The sequence below is a fragment of the Tunturiibacter gelidiferens genome, from assembly GCF_013410115.1.
In the GTDB taxonomy this organism is placed as follows: domain Bacteria; phylum Acidobacteriota; class Terriglobia; order Terriglobales; family Acidobacteriaceae; genus Edaphobacter; species Edaphobacter gelidiferens.
Window position 1 is genome coordinate 1,585,554 of sequence record NZ_JACCCV010000001.1, and the last position, 20,168, is coordinate 1,605,721.

Sequence of the window (20,168 nt, forward strand, 5' to 3'; positions counted from 1 at the left end):
GATGTTGTCGCCGACAATTGAAATTGGGTTGTAAAGTACTGGGCAATCATAGATGGGAAACCCGGTCGCAGGATCGGAGAAGGCGCGGAAGTTGCTTGGATGGCGCGCCAGGGTAAGGGTTGCGTGACCACGGTTCGGTGCGGGTGGGAATTGACCGATTGCATTTAGAATCGGTGGATTGCCGTTTGTGAAGAGAGATGCATGACTGAGATAGCTGGAAAGAAGCGCGCGCTGACGTTTCAAGAGCTGTTGTTTACGCTGCAGCGTTTTTGGGCAGATCGGGGTTGTGTGCTGCAGCAGCCTTACGATGTTGAGGTGGGCGCGGGGACGATGTCTCCGGATACGTTTTTGCGGGTGCTGGGGCCGAAGCCGGTGCGGATCGCTTATGCGCAGCCCTCGCGCAGGCCTGCGGATGGCCGGTATGGAGAGAATCCCAATCGGCTGTTTCGGCATACGCAGCTGCAGGTGATTCTGAAGCCGCCACCGGTACGGATTCAGGAGATGTATCTCGAGTCGCTGGTGGCGATTGGGATTGACTTGAAGGAACACGACATCAAGTTCGAAGAGGATAACTGGGAGTGGCCGGTGGGCGGCGCCTGGGGCGTGGGCTGGCAGGTGATGCTGGATGGGCTGGAGATTACGCAGTTCACGTACTTTCAGCAGTGCGGCGGGATGGATCTGGATCCGATCTCGGGAGAGATTACCTACGGTTTGGAACGGATCGCGGGGTTCCTGCAGGATGTGGATTCGATCTACGACATTGTATGGGCGGTGGAGCCGGATACCGGGCGCAAGGTGACCTATGGCGAGATGCGGCTGGCCGAGGAGGAGCAGTTTTCGGCTTACAGCTTCGACTACGCGGATGTTGGGCGGCTTTGGGAGCATTTGAATTCGTATGAAGCGGAGTGTTTGGGACTGCTGTCGCAGGTGAAGGATTTTGGTGAGATGGATGAGCTGAAGTTGAAGCGCTTTCCGGTGTTGGGCGCGTATGAGTTGGCGCTGAAGTGCTCGCATCTTTTCAATCTGCTGGATGCTCGCGGGGCGATCTCGGTGACGGAGCGCGTTGGAGTGATGGCGCGGATTCGGACGCTGGTAGTGGGAGTGGCGAAGGCGTATGCGGCGCAGGGTGAACGAGTCAGCGAGTTAGCAAGTTAGCGAGTCAGCAAGTTAGCGATTTGGAATTTTGCGAGAGTGTGATGGCTGATTTTTTGTTTGAGATTGGTTTGGAAGAGGTCCCGGCGCGGATGATAGCCGGGGCGCAGGCGGAGCTGGAGCAGCGCGTGGTGAAGATCCTGGAGCGCGAGCGCCTGATGAGGTCGGGCGCAGGGACGAAGAGCTTTGCTACGCCGCGACGGCTTGCGGTGTGGGTTGAGGGAGTTGCGGAGCAGCAGGAGGATGTGGCTGAGGAGTTGGTGGGACCCTCGGTGAAGGTGGCTTACAAGGATGGTGTGGCGACTCCGGCGGCAGTGGCATTCGCGAAGAAGGCTGGGGTGGAGGTTGCTGCACTGAAGACGATTACGAATGCCAAGGGGGAGTATCTTGCGGCGACTTTAGTGAAGGCGGGACGCGAGGCGGCGGAGGTGATTGCTGCGGAGATGCCGAAGGAACTGGCTGGGATTTATTGGGCTAAGAATATGTACTGGCGCGCGGGGCGGCCGGAGCGATTTGTGAGGCCGGTGCGGTGGATGGTAGCGATGCTGGGTGAAAAGACGGTGCCGGTGGAGTTCGGCGGATATGTAGCTGGAAGTGTTACGTATGGGCACCGGGTCTTGTTTGGGGAGAAGGAGATTGTGCTGAAGGCTCCTGGGGACTACGAGGATGCGCTGCTGGGCGGCTTTGTGATTGCGGATGTGGAGGTACGGAGGCAGAGGATTCGGAAGGCTTTGGATAAGGTGACGCGGGCTGGTGATCCCAAGGGGTCGGGACTGCGGTGGCGCGAGGACCATGAGCTGGTGGATAAGCTGACGCAACTGACGGAGTGGCCTTCGGTGCTGATGGGTGGGTTTGAGAAGGAGTACCTGGCGCTGCCGGAGGAGGTTCTGGTGACGGTGATGCGGGATCATCAGAACTACTTTGCAGTGGAGGATAAAAGTGGAAAGCTGGCTCCGCATTTTCTCGCGGTGCTGAATACAGAAGCCGATGAGGCTGGTGTCGCGGTGATTCGGCATGGCAATGAGCGGGTGCTGAGAGCGCGGTTCAATGACGCGCGGTTCTTCTGGGAGTTCGACCAGCGGGTGCCACTAAACGAGCGGTGTATGTTGCTCGAAAATGTGACCTTTCAGAAAGACTTGGGAAGTTATGCTGTGAAGACAGGTAAAGTACGGAAGGCTGCGGCCGCGCTTGCGGGACGCGTCGTGGAACGCGGCTTGGAAGTGGATGTCCTAGCACTGGATCACGCGGCGCGATTAGCGAAAGCGGACCTCACGGCAGAGCTAGTGAAGGAGTTTACGGAGCTGCAGGGCGTGGTGGGCGGCCTGTACGCACGGGCTCAGGGGTTTCCTGCGGCGGTGGGAGATGCGATATATGACCAGTACAAGCCTGAGTCGATGGAAGATGGCGTACCTCGGACAACGGAAGGTGCGCTGCTGGCGATAGCAGATAAGGCGGATACGATTGCGGGGATGTTCGGGTTGGGATTGGAGCCTACGGGGTCGAAAGATCCGTTTGCGCTGCGACGGGCGGCGAATGGGATTGTGAAGATTTTGGCCGAGACGAAGGTAACGCTGCCGTTGAAGCTGGATGAGATCGCGGAGATGGGTAGCTACGATGCTGCGGTGGTCGCGAAGATGCGAGGTTTTTTTGCGGAGAGGCTGGAGTTCTATCTAAAAGAGGCGCGCGGGCAGGCTTATGACGTGGTGAAGGCTGCGTTGGCGGCTGGTGCGAGTGATGTTCGAGATGCGGTAGCGCGGGCAGAGGCGGTAACTGCGGTGCGCGGGTCGGATGATTTTGTTGCGGTGAGTTCGGCGTTCAAGCGGATGAAGAACATTCTTTCGCAGGCGAGGGAGAAGGGGATTTCAGCGGCGCGCGGTGTTGATGCTGCGCTCCTGACGGAGCCAACAGAAAGGGCGTTGGCGGATAGGTCGGCGGAGTTGGCTGATCGCGTCTACACGCTGCGGGCGGAGAAGAGTTACAGGGCAGCGTTGGAGGAGATTGCTACGCTGCGGCCGCAGGTGGATGCGTTCTTCGAGGCGGTGATGGTGATGGCGCCCGATGAGGCAGTGCGGGCGAATCGGTTGGCGCTGCTCGAGAAGGTGCTCGGGGATTTTTCCGGGATCGCAGACTTTTCGGAGATTGTGATCGCCGGCTAGGTTGTGATGAGCATGACGCCGAGCATGAAGAGAAAGACCGCGAAGAGGGAACCAAGTGGGATGAGGACACCTTCGCAGAGGCCGCTCCAGCGGCTGCGGTCGAGTAGACCGTCTTCAGCGCGATTGTTGGACTGGAAGGTTGGTGCTATTTCTTTCGATTCGATGTAGTTCATCTTTGTTTTCCTGTGCGAAGTGTCGCTGGCATCCGGCAAAACGTTCAGGCAGAGAATGCATTTGTCCTGCTTTGCATAAGATGCCGGATGCGAGGTGCGAAGAAGGCAGCGCGGGCTGCCATTTCTTCGACGGCCGTGTTTGTTGCTCGTCATCATGCATGACGAAAACTGTTGACGGCAAGGGTAACGTGAAGGGGTGGAGCCTTGAATGACACTTCTTGGTGATGCGCTCAGAGCTGGAGTTGTACCAGCTCTGAGTGGCGCCGGGGCAGGAAGGTGTCGTTCTGCGGGTTGTCTGGCGAGACGGGGAGCTCGCCGAGGGCCATCGCGGTCTCGTCGCAGGCATTGCGGCGGGAGCAGTGGATGCAGTCTTTGAGCACCTTGTCGTGCAGAGCTTGACGCTCGGTCACGTAGAAGTGGAAGTGTTTGAAGAAGGACGGGATGCGGGTGAAGAGGCAGACGCACCCGATGCCGCGAGCGTTGGCCTGACGCAGGAGTTCGTGGACGAGTTGGCCTCCTGCGCCACGGCCTTTGATGTCAGGGCGGACGACGATGGAGCGGATCTCGGCCAGGTGCGGGCCGTAGATGTGGAGGGCAGCACAGCCGAGGAACTGGTGCGTGTGGGTTTCGACGACGGTGAAGGTGCGGATGTTGGCGCAGACTTCAGCGTAGGAGCGGGGAAGGAGGGTGCCGTCGTGGGAGAGGCTCTCGATCAGCTGATGGATGGCGCGGGCGTCTTGCAACTGCGCCTTGCGCGTTCGCAGGAAGATGGTTTTGGGTTCGCTGCGGAGAGTGGTGGAGCGGGCTTGTGATGGGGCGATGCGCGAGCGCGGGAAGAGGGATGAGGCTGTGGGGATGATCGTTGTTGTCGGTAGGAAGGGGAACGGGGACGCCGGAGGTTCTAGTACAGGGGACAATGCCATAGGACACTGCGCTTTTCTCTTTGAGGATCGTGGGGCCCGGGGCCGGTTGGTGAAGGTTTCGGGTTGAATTTCTGACGGAGGAGTGGCTTAGCTGCCGTAGTGGCGGCCTTCGCTCGAGGACTCCCATGGAATGGGGGCGAAGGTGCGCTGGAAGAAGGTGTTGTCGACGATGTAGCGCTCGCGGTTTTCGCCTTCGATGATCCAGTCGCCGGGATAGGCTTTGCGCTGTCCGGAGTCGGTAAGGATGAGGGTGGGGTGGAGGCACTGGGTGGCGTTTACGAGGAGCGGTCTGCGGGTGCGAAAGGTGTTCATCTAACTCTCCTGTCGGTCGTTGCTTCAGCCGACTTTTATATTTCAGCACTGCGTTCGTAAAGAAGGCATAAGAGATTTCGATGAAGTTCGTAAAGATGTTCGTCTTTGTTTTCTGCGGTTCCTGGTGTTTTCGAGGGCTCTAAAAGCCGGTCTGGAATCTCTGGCACGGCTGAAGCGGATCTCTTGTTCCGGACGTCTGTTCTAGTAGTGAAGAGGCCTTTAGTGCTGGTCGATACGGAGCGAATCGCTACACCGTTGCTGGTGGCTTGTGGCCTATGCTGAAGGTGCGCTTTTTCCAGTGAGGGGATTACCAGTGACGCTCAGTAGTCCAAAGACGCAGAGGAGGCCGGAGTTGGATGCGCTGCGTGGGCTGTTCCTGGTGTGGATGACTTTCACCCATATGCCGACGCATTTCAGCGACTTCGTAAATCAGCCGGTTGGATTTGTGTCTTCGGCGGAGGGATTTGTGTTTCTGTCGGCGATGCTGGTGGGCACGGTCTATTTGCGAGACGCCTTGGAGGATGTGTCTGGTGTGATTGCGAGGTTGTGGCGGCGGACGTTGAAGATTTACGGCTATCACGTATTGATGCTGGCTTTCGCGTTTACTATTGCGGCTGCACTTGCGGCGAAGACTCACCGGTCAGCGATTTACAACCTCATTAATTTTTATCTGGCTCATCCGAAGGTGGCGATACTTGGCGGAGTGCTGCTGATTTACTGCCCTCCTTTATTGGATATTCTGCCGATGTATGTGATCTTCATGTTTCTGACGCCGATTTCGCTGGCGGTGGGTGTGCGTTATGGGTGGAGATGGGTGCTGGGGGGCAGCGCGGCGCTGTGGGTTTGGGCACAGTTCGGATTAAGGGAGCTGGTGCATGCGTGGATTGTCAGGGTGACCCATCTGCAGATTCCCTTGCAGGAGACCGGGGCGTTTAACCTGTTTGCGTGGCAGGGAGTGTGGATCGCAGGGCTGTGGCTGGGGGCAAAGAGCGCTCAGGGCGAGATGCCGTTGAAGAGGGTTCCGGGATATATGGTGGCAGGGTGCGGGATGGTGTGCCTGTTTTTTCTTGGGGTGCGGCATCACTGGCTAGGGCCTGTGCTGACGCAGGAGTCGCTGGGCATTGGGCTGGATAAGTGGCAGATTGGGCCGATGCGGGTGGTGAACCTGGCGGCGTTTCTAGTCGTCAGCTACTGGATGCGGCGGTATCTGGTGAAGCTGATCTCGGTTGAGCCGTTTCTGACACTGGGAAAGGCTTCACTGCAGGTGTTTTGCGCGCATGTGTTCTTTGTGTTTGTCGGGTTGACGTTGTTGTACGAAGACACTCCGCAGCTGCATGGTGCGCGAGCTTATGGGGTGCTGTCGCTGACCTTTGCAGGATTGATGCTGGTGGCGATGAGAGAGGCCAGGTTGCGCAGAGAGGCCAGGGCTGCTGCTGCGGCGGCGAAGAATGCGGCGGCACGGGGCGAGAGTGCAGTGACAGAGAGCGCTAGTTGACGCGCTGCAGGCGGTCGATGAGCTTTTGGGCGAGGGGTTCGCCGGACTCGGTCCAGAGGAGACGGCTGCTGATGCCGCAGTTTTTTTCGACGGAGAGGGTGAAGGCTAACAGCATCTCTACGTTCTGCTGGATGTGTTTGGTGGCGGCTTCGTCGAGTTGCTCGTCTTCGAGGGTCTCGGCGAGCCAGGGGGTGTCGAGTCCGAAGTCGACGCGGATGTGGCCGTTCTGGTCGAAGCTGGCGTCGTCGAAGTTGGGGCCGAATCCGAGGATGCGAACGGTGGCAGGCTGGAGCTTCCAGAGGGGATCGAGGGCGGCGGATTCGTACTCCGGGTCGATGTCGGAGTCGGGATCGATGTCGGGGTTGGGATAGTTGGGGTTCACCTCTGGGGACCAGAGCTTCCAGCGCATCTCGAACTCGTAGGCCATGTCGTCATGGAGCTGCTCGGTGGCTTCGGCGACGGCGTTTTCGATGATGGAGCCGGAGGTGTCCTGGTTTTCTTCGGCGCGGTCGTCGTTGACGTAGATACGCTGGTAGGTGGGGGCTTCGGTGAAGCTGATGGGGTAGACGCTGGCGGCCGCTACACGCTTTTCTCCGCTGATGAGCGCGAACTGGCGCATGACCGAGACCATGGTCGCTGGGAGGGTTTCGAAGCGGAAGTTGGGGAACCAGAGACTGAGGTAGAGCTGATCGGCCATGGTTCTAGTTTAGACCTTTTAGTTGTTTTGATGACTTGTCCTGCCGGACGGGCCACTGCGCGTGGGGCGGTCACTTCGTGACTTGTATACCGGTCTTGATAGGTTAGCTGCATGGGTCCTCCCGTTGGTCGGAATCATCTTCCTCCGACCAACGGGAGGACCAACGCGAAGCAATCACAAGTCACGAAGTGACCGCCCCACGCGCAGTGGCCCGTCCGGCAGGACTCCGGTGCGGAATGAGAAGATAGAAGGTGAATGAACGTTTCGGTAGAGCGGCTGCGTGTCTGGTTGCTGGTGGGTGCAGGCCTGCTGGTGCTGGTGATCGCTTCTTTCCTGGGGTATGCCCACTATCGCGCGCATCGGTTTCTCACGAATCTGCCTAAGAAGCTGGGAGTGAATGTTCGGCGGGAGACGAACGGATTTACTTACTCGCAGTCGGTGCAAGGGCGCACGATCTATACGGTTCATGCGGCCAAGGCGGTGGAACGTGGTGATGGCAAGGTGACGCTGCACGATGTGGGGATCGTGCTCTATGGGCTGAAGGAGGATCGGGCCGATAGGATCTACGGGAAAGAGTTTGAGTATGACCAGAAGAACCAAGTGATACGCGCGGATGGAGAGGTGCATATCGATCTGCAGGCGCCGGAGGCAGCGGATGCGAACGCAAAGATGGACTATGCCGCAGGGAAGGATCTGCATGGCGCGGGAGCGGTTGAGACTAAGGATGTGCGGCTGATCCATGTGACGACCAGTGGGCTGGTGTTTTTGCAGAAGCTGGGTGTGGCGGCGACGGATAACGAGATTGAGTTTGCGTCGGGTGGGCTGACGGGGCATGCGGTGGGGGCGGATTACAACTCGGACACGGGAGTGTTGGTGCTGCACTCGGCGGTGAGGGTGAATGGGCTGGAGCATGACAGGCCGGTGGTGTTGACGGCGTCGCGTGCGGAGTTGGATCGGCAGAATGAGAGAGCGGTGCTGACTCAGGCGAAGTATGTGGCGGTGGGCGGCAAAGGGAATTCGGGGCAGACGGCGCAGGCGAGGAATGTTGTCGTGCATCTAAGGCCGGATGGAACGGCGGAGCGGGTTGAGGCGGAGGGAGAGGTAACGCTGACCGATGGGTTGGGCGGGACGGTTGTGGCTCCGCGGGGTGAGGTGACGTTGAATGCGCAGAGTCAGCCGGCGTCGGCGGTGATGCAGGGCGGGGTGAAGTACTCGGCGGATGAACCGCTGCGGCAGGCCAAGGGAGAGGCGGCGCAGGGACGGGCGGTGTTCGACAAGGTGGGCAGGCCGGAGCATGTTGTGATGACTGGCGCGGTGCATCTGACCGAGCGGGTTCGGACAGATGCGTCGGTTGAAGCCTGGGGGGAGCGCGATTTGAATGCTGGGCAGATGGAGCTGGCATTGTCCGCAGATCGCGCAGGTAAGGCGCAGTTGCGCGATGCGAAGGCCACCGGGGATGCGCGGCTGACGGTGATGAATCCGGCTGCCAAGGGTGGGGGAACGACTGGCAGTGCTTTGGCGGGGGATGTCTTGACGGCACACTTTGTGCGTGTGGGGAACGCAGACCATCTTGCGGAGGTGCATGGCGATGGGCACACGTCGATGCGTCGGGTGAATGGAAAGGGAGTCGTCGATACGAGCTCGGGGGATTCTTTGGTGGCGCACTTTCGGCCTGTGACTGCGGGTGCGGCGCGTGGTTCGAGCGCTACAGGCAAAGGGCAAGGGGCGGATGAGATCACGAGTGCGACCGAACAGGGGCACGTGGTGATGACCGAGTTGCCGGTGAAGAAGCCCGGCGATTCGGTGGCTCCGACAGAGGAGCGAGTGACGGCGGAACGAGCTGCTTATGACGGCCAACTGGAACGGACGACGTTGACAGGCAATGTGCAGGTGAGCAACGGGACGAGCGTGTTGTGGGCGGATCGGGTGGTGACTGAGCAGCAGACGGGAGATGTTACCGCGGACGGTTCGGTGAAGGCGAGCTTTAGTCAGGTAGGTAGTGAGGCTGAGCCGGTGCATGTGCTGGCGTCGCGTGCGGAGATGAAACATGATTCGCAGGTGGCGAAGTTTTATGGGGCGGGATCTAACGGCAAGCCAGCGCGGTTGTGGCAGGGAGCTTCGCAGGTAGACGCTCCGGTGATTGAGTTTGAACAGAAGCAGAAGAGGCTGCTCGCGCATAGCGAGGGACAAGACGCTGCTGCCGCTGTGCATACTGTTTTGGTGAGTGGTGGGTCTGGTACCAAAACGGATTTAGCTAAGACCGGTAAGCGGGAAAGCGGCGGCAAGACCAGCGTGGTGCGGGTGATCAGCCGTGAGCTGGTTTATTCGGATGAGGGCCGCAAGGCGGACTTTACGGGTGGGGTTCAGGTGGATAGCGCGGATGGAAGCATGCGAGGGCAGGAGGCGGTCGTTTATCTGCAGGCGGCTTCGGGTAATGGTGTGAAGAAGCCTGATGGTGCGGCTGGTGGATTTATGGGCGGCAGCGTGGAGCGGGTGGTGGCGAGTGGACATATCGAGATGCAGCAGCCGGGCCGGCGTGCGAGTGGGGACAAGTTGGTGTACACCGCGAGTGATGGCATGTTTGTTTTGACTGGGACGCCGACGGCGTTACCGAAGGTGGTGGACGATCAGCGGGGGACCGTGACAGGTACGTCTTTGCGATTCCATACCGGAGATGAGAACGTCGTAGTTTCTAATGAAGGAGAGAGTGGCGCGGGGCAAAGAGTGCGCACGGAGACGCGGGTGAAGAACAAGTAATGAAGACCTTATCGACGGAGGAGATTGGCAAGTCGTACGGTGGCCGCCAGGTGGTGAAAGGGGTCAGCCTCGAGATCGAGCAGGGCGAAGTGGTTGGGCTGCTGGGTCCGAATGGGGCGGGAAAGACAACGAGTTTCTACATGATCGTAGGGCTGGTGCGTCCGGATACGGGGCGCGTGCTTGCGGATGGGCACGACATCAGCCGGTTGCCGATGTATCTGCGGGCGAGGAACTACGGCATTAGCTATCTGCCGCAGGAGCCTTCGGTGTTTCGCAAGCTGACGGTGCAGGACAATATTCTGGCCGTGCTGGAGGCGCAGCAGTTGAGCTGGGAGAGCCGTCGGACACGCACGGAAAAGCTGATCGAACAGCTGAATCTGGGACACGTGCGGAAGACGCGCGGCTATGCGCTGAGCGGCGGAGAGCGCAGAAGGGTGGAGATTGCGCGGTGTCTCGCGATCGAACCGGCGTTCATTCTGCTGGATGAACCGTTTTCGGGGATCGATCCGATTGCGGTGCTGGATCTGCAGGAGATCATCTTCGGGCTGAAGAAGAGTGGGATTGGGGTGCTGATTACGGACCACAATGTGCGTGAGACGCTGTCGGTCACGGACAGGGCTTACATCATTGCCGAGGGGAAGATTTTTAAGACGGGAACGCCGGGTGAACTGGGGCGAGATCCTGAGGTGAGACGGATTTATCTGGGCGAAAATTTCTCGATGGGCTGAGGAGCCGCGACGTTACAACTTCTGTTGTAAGACAGAGATGCTATCGGTGCAGGGCGCGCAGCCTTTGACAGCGTTAGACTTACAGCGAGATCCAGGCAGGGCGTGTAGACTGTGGCCAAGCCAGGGAATAGCGTTCTGTTTGTAATTAATTGCACAATGAGCACGAGACGTGCCAAATGGCACATCTCGTGCAAAGTCAAAGTAATCGGGTTGTGAGGGAATAACGTGTTGCTGCAACCGAAGCTGAACTTGAAAGTCTCGCAACGACAGGTATTGACGCCTGGCCTGGTGCAGATGGTAAGCGTGCTGGCGCTGAACAAGCTTGAGCTGAGAGAGATGATCAATACCGAGATGGTGGAGAATCCGGTGCTGGAGGAGTTGGAAGAGTCGGTTGCCACGCTAGATGAAAGAGCGGGCCTTGAAGGCGATCGGGAGCGTTCTGCGGAAGATGTTGCCGCGGAGAGCGAAAGGGTGGAAAAAGACCCGTTCGATGAGATTGACTTCGGCAGCTACTTTCAGGATTATCTCGATCCGGGTTTTCGCACGGCCTCTAATTTCGAAGAGTATGACAAGCCATCGTTTGAGAACTTTCTTTCGCAGCCGAGCACGCTGAGCGACCATCTGGCGTGGCAGCTTGGTTCGCTGACGCTGAGCCCGGAGGTCCGTGCCGCGGCGGAGCTGGTGGTGGGAAATCTGAATGAGAATGGCTATCTGACGGCAAGCGACGAAGAGCTGGTTGAGGCTCTGATGCAGATGCAGGAGCCGGAACGGTCGGAGCCGATTCCATTTGAGCGAGGGACCAGGAGCCGGTCTGCGCATGTGTGGGATCTTCCGGAGACGAGCGAGGGAGAAGACGGGTCGGTGCAGGGTAAGTCGTTGGATTTAGCGGCTGCTTCCGATGAGACGGTCGGCGTGTTTTTGGCGGCGGTCCGCGAGGCGCGGAAGGTGGTGAATTTTCTTGACCCAGTGGGAGTGGGGTCGAGGGATTTGCGTGAGTGTCTGCTGATTCAGATATGCGCGCAGCAGGGTGAGGCGGCGATCGTGCTTCGACGCCATCAGATGCATGCGGCGGATGTAGCCGCAAAAAATGGCACAGCCAGCGACGAAGACTATGGCGCGATAGAGGCGGCTGCAACTTCCGATCATCCGGGACGCGAAGATGTCTTCAGTATCGCAACGCACATTGTGACGAACTGTCTACCGCTGCTGCAGAAGAAGGATATGCGAGAGCTGACCCGGAGCTGCGGACGCACGGCGGACGAAGTGAACGCGGCGGTGGAGTTTATCCGCACCTTGGATCCGCGCCCGGGGCAGCGATATAACCACAGCGAAACGCGGCTAATTGAGCCGGATGTGGCGTTTGTGAAGCGCGATGATGTTTATGTCGTGTTGATGAACGAAGAGGATATGCCGACGCTTCGGTTGAATCAGGGCTATCGCAAAATGCTGCAGCAGAAGCAGACGGAGAAGGAAGTCAAAGAGTACGTGAAGGAGCGGTACAAGTCGGCGATTCAGCTGCTGCGGAATATCGAGCAGAGGAAGAATACGATTGTGCGAACTTGCGAGGTGATCGTCAGGCGGCAGCAGGAGTTTCTCGAGCATGGCGTCAATGCTCTGAAGCCGATGATGATCAAAGAGGTTGCGGAGGAGATCGGGGTGCATCCTTCGACGGTGAGCCGCGCGGTGGCAAACAAGTATGTTCATACCTCGCAGGGCGTGTTTGAACTGCGGTTTTTCTTCTCCGAGGGAGTGAACGGCCCGGAAGGTGGCGATCTTCCGCTGGTCTTGCTTAAGCGCAAGGTGAAGAAGCTGATTGAGGAAGAGGATGAGCGGAAGCCGCTGACGGACGATCAACTTGCTGCTGAGTTACAGCGGCAGGGGATTCAGGTGACCCGAAGGACGGTGGCAAAGTACCGGGAAGATATGCAGATTCCAAGCACGCACCAACGTCGTGTACGCTGATCGTCTGCGAACCGATCGCGGGGACGAGGTGAACGTATGGACGTGGAGTACACCGGCAGACAGACAACGATTACAAAAAAACTGAAGTCACAGGCGGAAGAAGGTGTTGAGGCGATTGCGAAGATCGTCGGCAACTCCGGCAGCGTGCATGTGATTTTGTCCACGGACAAGTATCGACAGATCGCTGAGGTGACGGTGCAGACCAGGCATCAGAAGATGGTGGCGCGGTGCGAGGCAACGGACATGATCGTCGCGTTGCACGATGCGCTGGCGAAGATTGAACAGCAGGCGATCCGACACAAGAAGAGATACGGGACGATCAAACGGCATCCTAAGTCAGATTTGAAGGGCGCGGCGGCTGAGGTTGCGGGGGCGCCTGTGGTACGGAAAACCACCGCGGTGAAGGCGGCGGCGAAGAGCAGTGTTGGACGTAAGGCAGTGCCGATGCTCGTGCACTCTTTTCCCTCGCACTCGCCGCTTGCGGAGCCGCATGTGGTGCGTTCGAATGATTCAGTTGCGCTGCGGCCGATGTCGATCGAGGAAGCGGTGAAGGAGGCTGCGTTTCGAGACCGCGAGGTATTTGTGTTTCGCGATCATGCAGGGCAGGCGATGGTGCTCTATCGTAAGCGTGACGGAAAGATGGAACTGATCGAAGTTCCGTAGAGTCTCTTGAGACTGGGGTGCTAGGATTTCTGCATGAGGAAGCGGGTCACGAAGAGTTCTGTGAAGTCATCCACTAAGACGCGCAGGAAGAGAGTCGTGGAGCTCGCGCTTCCGGAGCATCGGGGGGAACTGGTCATTTTGACTGGACTCTCGGGGTCGGGGAAGCTGTCGGCGCTGAAGGCGTTTGAGGATTTGGGGTATTACTCAGTCGATAATTTGCCGCTGGAACTGGTGCCGAGCTTTGCGGACCTTGTGCGACAGTCAGCGGAGATCGAACGTGCGGCGCTGGTGGTCGACGTGCGCGAGGGAATGCGACTGGATGAGTTTCCGGCGATTCTAAAGAAGGTTCGCAAGGTTCTTCCGACGCGGGTAGTATTTTTGGAGGCGAGTGAGGATGCGCTGATTCGACGGTTCTCCGAGACGCGGCGGCCTCATCCGATGGGACGCAGCGATACTGTGGTGAAGTCGATTCGAGCCGAGCGCAAGCGGCTGGATCCGATTCGTAATGTCGCCGACATCGTGTTGGATACGACGAAGTTCAACGTGCATGATCTGCGGGCGCACATCAACTCACAGTTCGAACGTGAGGAGAGCGGACGGGCTTTGATGATCTCGTCGAATAGTTTTGGTTTCAAGAATGGCGTACCTGCGGAGGCGGATCTGGTGTTCGACGTGCGCTTTCTGCCGAATCCTCACTTTGTGCCGGAGTTTCGCAAGCTGACCGGCAAGCATCCTAAGGTCGCGAAGTATGTTCTTCAGTTCCCGCAGACGAAAGAGTTTTTGGATAAGACGACCGAGATGCTGAAGTTTCTTCTGCCTCATTACATCAAGGAAGGGAAGAGCTATCTGACGGTGGCGTTTGGATGCACCGGAGGACAACATCGGTCGGTCTTTATTGCGGAAGAGATGAAGAAACGGCTGGCCGATGTGGGGTATCGGGTGAAGACCTCTCACCGGGATATGCCGAAGTAGCTCTGCGCGCGGTCTGGCGCAATAGAATAGTGAGATGCGCAATGCGATGGCAACAATCGGGAGAGTGACGGCTTGAAGCGCATCTGGCGATTGCTGCTGTACGTTCGTCCGTATGCGCTGTACTCAATGGCGTCGGTGGTACTGATGGCGGTGGTGGGCGCGATGGCGGCTTTCCGCGTGCTGCTGGTGAAGCCGATCTTCGACAATGTTCTGAGTCCGGATGCGTACACGCATGACGTGCTGGTGTTCCCTCATGTGCCTTTTCTTGGCAGGCCGTTGAACCTGCACTTTCTGGTTCCGAGTCCCCTTCACAATGCGTGGACGGTGGTGGCGTATGCGCTGGTGGTCTCTGCACTGGTAAAGTCGGTATGTGATTACGCGGGGACGTACCTCGTGAACTATGCGGGCTTCGGGATGATTACCGATCTGCGGAACGACCTGTATAACGCCGTGCTGCGACGTTCGGTGGGTTTCTTTCAGAAGCATACGACGGGGACTTTGCTGTCTACGCTGATCAACGATATCGAGCGCGTGCAGACAGCTATGTCGAGCGTGCTGGGGGAGTTTCTGCAGCAGATCTTCACCTTGATTTTTATGATCGGTGTGGCAATTTTTTACGGCGGGAAGTTGGCCTGGGTGCTGCTGCTGTTTGTTCCTGTGGTGATTTCCTCCGCGCGACGCATTGGTCGCAGGGTTCGGCAGACGACGCGCAAGGGACAGGACAAGCTGGCGGAGATTCAGAACATTCTTCACGAGACGATTACGGGCAATCGAATCGTGAAAGCCTTCGGAATGGAACTGTGGGAGATGAATCGCTTTCGCCGCGCGGCGCGGAGGTTGTTCAGCGCGAATCTTCGCTCGGTGAGTGTGCAGGCGATCAGCTCGCCTTTGATGGATGGGCTCGGTTCGGTTGCAATCGCACTGTTGTTGCTGCTTGGCCGCGACCGCATCAAGAGCGGTTCGATGACGATCGGCTCATTTATTTCTTTCCTGATCGCGGTGTTTACCTTGTACGATCCTGTTCGGAAATTTGCATTGTTTTACAACAGCTTTCAGCAAGCGCTCGGAGCAAGCGAAGAGATCTTCAAGTTTATGGACGCGCAGGACGATGTTCAGGAGAAGAAGCGCGCGTTTGTTTTGAAAGGGTTTAAGGAGGAGATCCGTTTTGAAGATGTCGGCTTCGCCTATGAGAGCGATGGCGAGATAAGGCAGGTTCTGCATGGAATCAATTTGAACGTGCGGCCCGGCGAGGTCATTGCGTTTGTGGGGCCGAGTGGTGCGGGCAAGTCTTCGCTGGTTAATCTCATTCCTCGGTTTTTTGATGTGAACGATGGAAGGATCTTGTTGGATGGGCACGATCTGCGTGATGTGACGATTGCATCGTTGCGACAGCAGATTGGAAAGGTGACGCAGGAGACCGTGCTGTTCAACGATACAGTGCGGAACAACATCGCTTACGGTCAGCCGGATGTTCCGATGAATAAGGTGGAAGAGGCAGCGCGGATGGCGCTGGCGCATGAGTTCATTCTCAACATGCCTGACGGGTATAACACGATGATAGGCGAGAAGGGGACTCGGCTGAGCGGGGGAGAGCGTCAGAGACTTGCGATTGCGCGGGCGATTTTGAAGAACGCCCCGATTTTGATTTTGGATGAGGCAACATCGGCGCTCGATATGGAGAGCGAACAGTTTGTGCAGGCGGCGTTGGCGAATTTGATGCAGGGCCGGACGGTGTTTGTGATCGCTCATCGCCTTTCGACGGTGCGGAGAGCTTCTCGGATTGCGGTGATTGAAGGGGGACGGATCACGGAGATCGGCACGCACGACGAGCTGATGCAGCACTCAGGGACCTATCGGCGGCTCTACAACATGCAGTTCAGTGAGGACGATGTTGTGCCGGCGAGTAACAGCGAAACTGCGCTACCGGTGGGGCTGGAGGGGATCGCGTGAGGAGTATTTATTCGATGACTGGGTACGCCAGTCTGCGCGGGGCGGTGCGCGATAGCATCTCTTTTACCTTGAGTATGAAGAGCGTGAACCATCGGTTTCTCGATCTTCATCTGAGGTTGCCAGCCTCCTGCGATGGGCTGGAGGTGCAGATGCGGAGGATGTTGAAGGAGAATCTGCGGCGGGGGCATATTGAGGTAACACTGCAGTTGGAGCGTAGGGCGAATGTTGAGATCCAACTGCATACGGGGTTGCTGGAGGCTTATGTGCAGGCGTTCCGTGAGGCTGCCGTGACGCATGGCGTGCCGGGCGATCCGGACTTGAATGCGATGCTGCGCATACCAGGTGTGATGAGTACTGAGAGCGTCGCAGGTGCCGCGGATATTGAGGGGCTTGATGCAGCGGTGCTCTCGCAGATCGTGCCGCTTGTAGGGAAGCTGAATGAAGGGCGGGCTCAGGAAGGTGCGACGTTGGCTGCTGAGCTGAAGGGTTCGATGCTGCGGCTGCAGGCGTTTGGGGAAGAGATGGCTGGGCTAAGGAACGGCGTGCGCGAGGTGCAGTTCGAGCGGTTACGGAGTCGACTGATGGAGCTGACGCAGGGCGTTCCGGTGAGCGAGGAGCGGCTGCTGGCTGAGGCTGCGGTGCTGGCGGAGAAGAGCGATATCGAGGAGGAGATCGTTCGGTTGCGGACGCATGTGGAGCGCTTTGTGGCGATGCTTGAGGAGGGCGGAGAGTTGGGCAAGCGTCTGGACTTTCTGCTGCAGGAGCTGAACCGCGAGGCGAATACGATGTTGTCAAAGACCAGTGGAGCAGCCGGCGAGAATAGCCTGCGGATTACGGAGCTGGGACTCGAGATGAAGGCCGAGATTGAGAAGGCGCGGGAGCAGGTTCAGAATCTCGAGTAGCTCGAGTGGGCGCGGTTGTTAGACTGGCAGAGACAAATTGATTAGGTGATTGAGGCGCATGGCAGGAATTCTTTTTATCATTTCGGCGCCGTCGGGTTCGGGGAAGTCGACGCTGGTGAGTCAGCTGCGGACGTTGGTGGAGGGATTGGATTTTTCGATTTCGTATACGACGCGGGCGCCACGGGGGTCGGAGACGGATGGGCGCGAGTACCACTTCACGACCCGGGCGGAGTTCGAGCGGATGATTGCGGCGGGAGACTTTCTGGAGTGGGCAGAGGTCTTTGGCAACTACTACGGGACGGCGATTTCGGCACTGGGACATGCGAAGGACGCGGGAAAGGACCTGCTGCTCGATATCGATGTGCAGGGCGCGGTGCAGGTGATGAAGAAGATGCCGAGGGCGGTTTCTATCTTCATTCTGCCGCCGAGTCCGCAGGTATTGGAGATGCGGCTGCGCAACCGGAGCGAGGCGGAGCATGTTACGTCTGAGAAGGTGATTCAGAGCAGGTTAGCTGAAGCTCGGACTGAGTTGAAACAGATGTGGGATTACAAGTATGCGCTGGTGAATGATGTGCTTGACCAGGCTGTGGCGGAGTTGCGGGCGATTGTTTTGTGTGAGCGCGGTGAGCGGGACGGAGTGCAGGCGCTGGCTTCGAGTTGCAGAACCGATGCTGCTTCGCCTCGGTTGAAGAAGGCTCTGAGTACCTTTCACGAATAAAGAGCGTGTTATCCACTACGAATTGTGTATGGCTTTTCACCGGGGTGAGTTATAACTTCTGCATCGGGGTGAAACGCATGACGATTGAGAATGCTTTCCACAATAAGTACAGTCTGGTGAAAGGTGCGGCGCGTCGCGCGCGGCAGCTACAGTCTGGCGCCTCTCCTCTGATCGTGGCCAAGTCGATGAAGGCTTGTCGCGTGGCGCAGGATGAGATCAAGCAGGGACACGTGAAGTTCGTTTTGCCGGAGAAGGTTGTAGAGCCTGTACTTGATCTTCCTGTGCACTAAGCGCGATACCATAGAGCCATGGCAGGTGAAGTAGAGCAGCAGCTGCGGGCTTACGTGGAATATCTTCGCGACATCGGCGTCCATGACTTCTATCGTCGGGGCGAGCCGGTGTACGCGGAGACCGTTCCGGTTGCTCCTCTTGATGCCGTTGATGCGGTTTCTCCCGTCGACGATGCGGTGGAAGCGCGACCGTTGCCTGCGAAGGCGGCTGTGGCAGAACAGCGGGCTGTTGCTGTTTCGAGTCGACCTCAATTTCTGGAGCCTCCTATCGCGAAGCTTGTGAGTTTCGATGATCTTGTTCCCCTGCCTGCAACCCGGGTGGCCGCGGCGCATAAGGCTGAGGCACTGATTGGAATCAAAACTGAGATTGGCGATTGCACGCGGTGTCCGCTGGCGTATGCGGGCAGGCGGACGATCGTGTTCGGCGATGGCGATGCCAATGCGCGGTTGATGTTTGTCGGCGAGGGGCCGGGGGCGGATGAGGACACCACGGGGATTCCTTTTGTCGGGAAGGCTGGGCAGCTGCTCAACAACATGATCCAGGCGATGGGCCTCAAGCGGGAGGAGGTTTACATCGCCAACATCGTGAAGTGCAGGCCGCCGGCGAACCGGGTTCCTGAGCCGGTGGAGGCTAATACCTGCGATCAGTTTTTGCTGCAGCAGATAGACGTGGTACAGCCCCAGGTGATCGTGGCGCTGGGGTCTACGGCGGCGACGTACCTGCTGGGTGTGAAGCAGTCCCTGAGCGTGCTGCGGGGCCGCTGGCATAGCTGCAGGGGAGCGAAGCTGGCGGTGACCTACCATCCGGCGTTTCTGCTGCGGGATCCGGGGATGAAGGGTGAGGCCTGGAAGGATCTGCAGAGGGTGATGGCGGAGATGGGGTTGAAGGGCGCGAGCCGGGGCTGACAAAGTTGTGGTCCTTTTGGGAAGTGTGGGGGTACCCCCTGGGGGGTATTTCCGCGCAAGTTGTTTGTTTATAGTTACTTGCATTTTTTGAAAATCTCCAAAATCTTCTAAACAAAAGGGTTACAGGTAAATAAGTCTAAACAAAAGAGTTACGAACCTTTAACGACGAAGAGCCCGAGCAGAAGCTCGGGCTTTTTCTATCTTTATCCAGTTTACGGGATTGGAGGTAACTAATACGCCACGCGAATCTCCCTTATTGGCGCGGGGATTTGCGATTTGAGGGCTTGACAGGTTTTTGCGGGGGTGGGAGGACGGGCAACGACAAAAAGCAGAAGCAGATCCCCTGCGGGGATGACAACAAGAAAGGCAACCGCAACTGCAACTGCAACTGCGACCGCAACTGCAACTGCGACCGCAAGTGCAACGGCAACCGCAAGTGCAACGCAACCGCAATTGCAAGCGCAACTGCGAAATACAGGGATCCTTCCCCTTCGGGGACGCTCAGGGTCAGGATGACGACTTCGGGGAGAGGTTCGTGGGTCAGGGTGGTGTGATTCGGACGGAGTTGGCTCGGCAGGAGCGGACGGGTCCGCAGGGGGTGGGCTGAGCGCGCTTGTCGAGGCAGACCTCGACGGCGGTGAGGTAGTTGTTGCCGCAGCTGATGGCGAGGCTTGCGGCGGGGATGGAAGGGTTCGCTGTCTGGAAGAGGTCGATGAGCTGGGCGGGCGTGAGCGAGATCTGGTGATTGAGCTGAGCGAGCGTTGGCGGGACGGCGACCGCCTTGTAGGCGGTGCGGGCGAGGGTGAAGAAGGCGTCCGGAGAGAGGCCGGAGCAGGTGCCGTGGGTGCGCCACTCGTGGCGGAGGAGACCGGGGTCGGGATAGATGTCGGAGTAGGAGGAGGGATCGCGCGGACCGGGGTCGGTGGAGCAGTTCTGCGGATAGCCTCCGTTGGTGTTTTGAGGCCAGAGGCCGTGCAGTACGAAGGCGGGGCGCTGGGCGCACTCGGTTGCGGTGGGGTGTGAGTGGCAGAATTCGGGGGACCAGGAGAGGTTGAGGAGGTAGTAGTCGAAGGGTTGAGTGGTGATGGGTTCGATGGCTTGCGCTGCGGCCGCACCTGGACGTGGAGCGGGCTCAGGCGTGGGTCGAGGAGGCGGGTTGCAGGCGGTGAGCAGAAGAAGGATCAGAAGCGAGAGTGCGGCTTTCTTCTTCATAGTGGGAGAAGGATAGCGTTTGTGGATGGATGACGCCAGCGAACTAACGATGCCATGTTCTGTAAGGAGTGGACTTGTTGTTGTGCGTCTTCGCAGGGTTGGCGGTGCGTTTCCGGATGTCACCGAATATTTTTGAATCGAAGAGTGGAGGCGTATTCTGCATATAGAATGGCGTGTTTCGCATATCAGTGACCAGTTGT

General features: G+C 58.3%; 18 protein-coding genes. 13 read left to right on the forward strand and 5 right to left on the reverse strand.

The window, feature by feature from the left end; translation table 11 throughout:
• Positions 1-201 precede the first annotated feature (201 nt).
• Together HDF12_RS06645 and glyS are read left to right on the forward strand one after the other, a co-directional pair.
• Positions 202-1,155 carry a glycine--tRNA ligase subunit alpha gene (locus HDF12_RS06645; protein ID WP_179581772.1) on the forward strand — a complete coding sequence of 318 codons (954 nt, stop codon included), beginning with the start codon at positions 202-204 and terminating at the stop codon, positions 1,153-1,155.
• Between the two features lie 41 nt (positions 1,156-1,196).
• Complete coding sequence (gene glyS / locus HDF12_RS06650; RefSeq protein WP_179581773.1) at positions 1,197-3,308, forward strand: glycine--tRNA ligase subunit beta; 2,112 nt, start codon at positions 1,197-1,199, stop codon at positions 3,306-3,308.
• Here the strand turns inward: glyS and HDF12_RS06655 are convergent.
• The 3 genes from HDF12_RS06655 to HDF12_RS06665 form a co-directional block, all read right to left on the reverse strand.
• On the reverse strand, positions 3,305-3,481 hold the full coding sequence (locus HDF12_RS06655) for a hypothetical protein (protein ID WP_179581774.1): 177 nt from the start codon (positions 3,479-3,481) through the stop codon (positions 3,305-3,307). The genes glyS and HDF12_RS06655 overlap by 4 nt on opposite strands.
• Positions 3,482-3,711: 230 nt before the next feature.
• Complete coding sequence (locus HDF12_RS06660; RefSeq protein ID WP_179581775.1) at positions 3,712-4,404, reverse strand: GNAT family N-acetyltransferase; 693 nt, start codon at positions 4,402-4,404, stop codon at positions 3,712-3,714.
• A gap of 87 nt (positions 4,405-4,491) precedes the next feature.
• Positions 4,492-4,716, reverse strand: a complete 225-nt coding sequence (locus HDF12_RS06665) for a hypothetical protein (protein WP_158943198.1) — start codon at positions 4,714-4,716, stop codon at positions 4,492-4,494.
• A 313-nt stretch (positions 4,717-5,029) separates the two neighbouring features.
• Between HDF12_RS06665 and opgC the strand changes: the two genes are divergently transcribed.
• Positions 5,030-6,211 carry an OpgC domain-containing protein gene (gene opgC / locus HDF12_RS06670; RefSeq protein ID WP_179581776.1) on the forward strand — a complete coding sequence of 394 codons (1,182 nt, stop codon included), beginning with the start codon at positions 5,030-5,032 and terminating at the stop codon, positions 6,209-6,211.
• On the opposite strand, the gene HDF12_RS06675 is transcribed toward opgC, so the two are convergent.
• Positions 6,204-6,908 carry a hypothetical protein gene (locus HDF12_RS06675; RefSeq protein ID WP_179581777.1) on the reverse strand — a complete coding sequence of 235 codons (705 nt, stop codon included), beginning with the start codon at positions 6,906-6,908 and terminating at the stop codon, positions 6,204-6,206. The genes opgC and HDF12_RS06675 overlap by 8 nt on opposite strands.
• Before the next feature lie 255 nt (positions 6,909-7,163).
• On the opposite strand from HDF12_RS06675, the gene HDF12_RS06680 reads away from it, so the two are divergent.
• The 10 genes from HDF12_RS06680 to HDF12_RS06725 all read left to right on the forward strand — a co-directional run bounded on the left by HDF12_RS06680 (position 7,164) and on the right by HDF12_RS06725 (position 18,756).
• Positions 7,164-9,665, forward strand: coding sequence for an LptA/OstA family protein (locus HDF12_RS06680; RefSeq protein WP_179581778.1), 2,502 nt, complete (start codon positions 7,164-7,166; stop codon positions 9,663-9,665).
• The gene (gene lptB, locus HDF12_RS06685) at positions 9,665-10,393 is read left to right on the forward strand and encodes an LPS export ABC transporter ATP-binding protein (RefSeq protein ID WP_179581779.1); all 729 of its coding nucleotides are present in this window, start codon (positions 9,665-9,667) and stop codon (positions 10,391-10,393) included. Before HDF12_RS06680 ends, lptB begins: the two co-directional genes overlap by 1 nt.
• A 225-nt stretch (positions 10,394-10,618) precedes the next feature.
• Entirely contained in the window at positions 10,619-12,355 is a 1,737-nt protein-coding gene (gene rpoN, locus HDF12_RS06690) for an RNA polymerase factor sigma-54 (RefSeq protein ID WP_179581780.1), read from the forward strand.
• A gap of 36 nt (positions 12,356-12,391) precedes the next feature.
• Positions 12,392-13,018, forward strand: coding sequence for a ribosome hibernation-promoting factor, HPF/YfiA family (hpf, locus tag HDF12_RS06695; RefSeq protein ID WP_179581781.1), 627 nt, complete (start codon positions 12,392-12,394; stop codon positions 13,016-13,018).
• A gap of 33 nt (positions 13,019-13,051) precedes the next feature.
• Entirely contained in the window at positions 13,052-13,990 is a 939-nt protein-coding gene (rapZ, locus tag HDF12_RS06700; RefSeq protein ID WP_179581782.1) for an RNase adapter RapZ, read from the forward strand.
• A gap of 72 nt (positions 13,991-14,062) precedes the next feature.
• Positions 14,063-15,940: an ABC transporter ATP-binding protein gene (locus HDF12_RS06705; RefSeq protein WP_179581783.1), complete on the forward strand. Its 1,878-nt coding sequence runs from the start codon at positions 14,063-14,065 to the stop codon at positions 15,938-15,940.
• A 14-nt stretch (positions 15,941-15,954) separates the two neighbouring features.
• Complete coding sequence (locus HDF12_RS06710; protein ID WP_218892313.1) at positions 15,955-16,842, forward strand: YicC/YloC family endoribonuclease; 888 nt, start codon at positions 15,955-15,957, stop codon at positions 16,840-16,842.
• Positions 16,843-16,900: 58 nt separating this feature from the next.
• Positions 16,901-17,560 (forward strand): guanylate kinase, encoded by a 660-nt coding sequence (gmk, locus tag HDF12_RS06715; protein WP_179581785.1) that lies wholly within the window; start codon positions 16,901-16,903, stop codon positions 17,558-17,560.
• Between the two features lie 77 nt (positions 17,561-17,637).
• A complete protein-coding gene (gene rpoZ, locus HDF12_RS06720; RefSeq protein ID WP_179581786.1) occupies positions 17,638-17,850 on the forward strand; it encodes a DNA-directed RNA polymerase subunit omega in 213 nt (70 codons plus the stop codon).
• An 18-nt stretch (positions 17,851-17,868) separates the two neighbouring features.
• Positions 17,869-18,756 (forward strand): uracil-DNA glycosylase, encoded by an 888-nt coding sequence (locus HDF12_RS06725; protein ID WP_179581787.1) that lies wholly within the window; start codon positions 17,869-17,871, stop codon positions 18,754-18,756.
• 540 nt (positions 18,757-19,296) lie between these two features.
• On the opposite strand, the gene HDF12_RS06730 is transcribed toward HDF12_RS06725, so the two are convergent.
• Positions 19,297-19,968: a ribonuclease T2 family protein gene (locus HDF12_RS06730; RefSeq protein ID WP_179581788.1), complete on the reverse strand. Its 672-nt coding sequence runs from the start codon at positions 19,966-19,968 to the stop codon at positions 19,297-19,299.
• Between the last annotated feature and the right edge of the window lie 200 nt (positions 19,969-20,168).

What these genes read in the sequence shown, in the direction of transcription:
- glyS (WP_179581773.1), top strand. Translation starts at nt 1,197, where the DNA reads ATGGCTGATTTTTTGTTTGAGATTGGTTTGGAAGAGGTCCCGGCGCGG.
- HDF12_RS06665 (WP_158943198.1), bottom strand. Translation starts at nt 4,716, where the DNA reads ATGAACACCTTTCGCACCCGCAGACCGCTCCTCGTAAACGCCACCCAG.
- HDF12_RS06680 (WP_179581778.1), top strand. Translation starts at nt 7,164, where the DNA reads ATGAACGTTTCGGTAGAGCGGCTGCGTGTCTGGTTGCTGGTGGGTGCA.
- gmk (WP_179581785.1), top strand. Translation starts at nt 16,901, where the DNA reads ATGGCAGGAATTCTTTTTATCATTTCGGCGCCGTCGGGTTCGGGGAAG.
- HDF12_RS06655 (WP_179581774.1), bottom strand. Translation starts at nt 3,481, where the DNA reads ATGAACTACATCGAATCGAAAGAAATAGCACCAACCTTCCAGTCCAAC.
- HDF12_RS06730 (WP_179581788.1), bottom strand. Translation starts at nt 19,968, where the DNA reads ATGAAGAAGAAAGCCGCACTCTCGCTTCTGATCCTTCTTCTGCTCACC.
- HDF12_RS06645 (WP_179581772.1), top strand. Translation starts at nt 202, where the DNA reads ATGACTGAGATAGCTGGAAAGAAGCGCGCGCTGACGTTTCAAGAGCTG.
- HDF12_RS06675 (WP_179581777.1), bottom strand. Translation starts at nt 6,908, where the DNA reads ATGGCCGATCAGCTCTACCTCAGTCTCTGGTTCCCCAACTTCCGCTTC.
- rpoZ (WP_179581786.1), top strand. Translation starts at nt 17,638, where the DNA reads ATGACGATTGAGAATGCTTTCCACAATAAGTACAGTCTGGTGAAAGGT.
- HDF12_RS06710 (WP_218892313.1), top strand. Translation starts at nt 15,955, where the DNA reads ATGACTGGGTACGCCAGTCTGCGCGGGGCGGTGCGCGATAGCATCTCT.
- lptB (WP_179581779.1), top strand. Translation starts at nt 9,665, where the DNA reads ATGAAGACCTTATCGACGGAGGAGATTGGCAAGTCGTACGGTGGCCGC.
- hpf (WP_179581781.1), top strand. Translation starts at nt 12,392, where the DNA reads ATGGACGTGGAGTACACCGGCAGACAGACAACGATTACAAAAAAACTG.
- HDF12_RS06660 (WP_179581775.1), bottom strand. Translation starts at nt 4,404, where the DNA reads ATGGCATTGTCCCCTGTACTAGAACCTCCGGCGTCCCCGTTCCCCTTC.
- HDF12_RS06725 (WP_179581787.1), top strand. Translation starts at nt 17,869, where the DNA reads ATGGCAGGTGAAGTAGAGCAGCAGCTGCGGGCTTACGTGGAATATCTT.
- rapZ (WP_179581782.1), top strand. Translation starts at nt 13,052, where the DNA reads ATGAGGAAGCGGGTCACGAAGAGTTCTGTGAAGTCATCCACTAAGACG.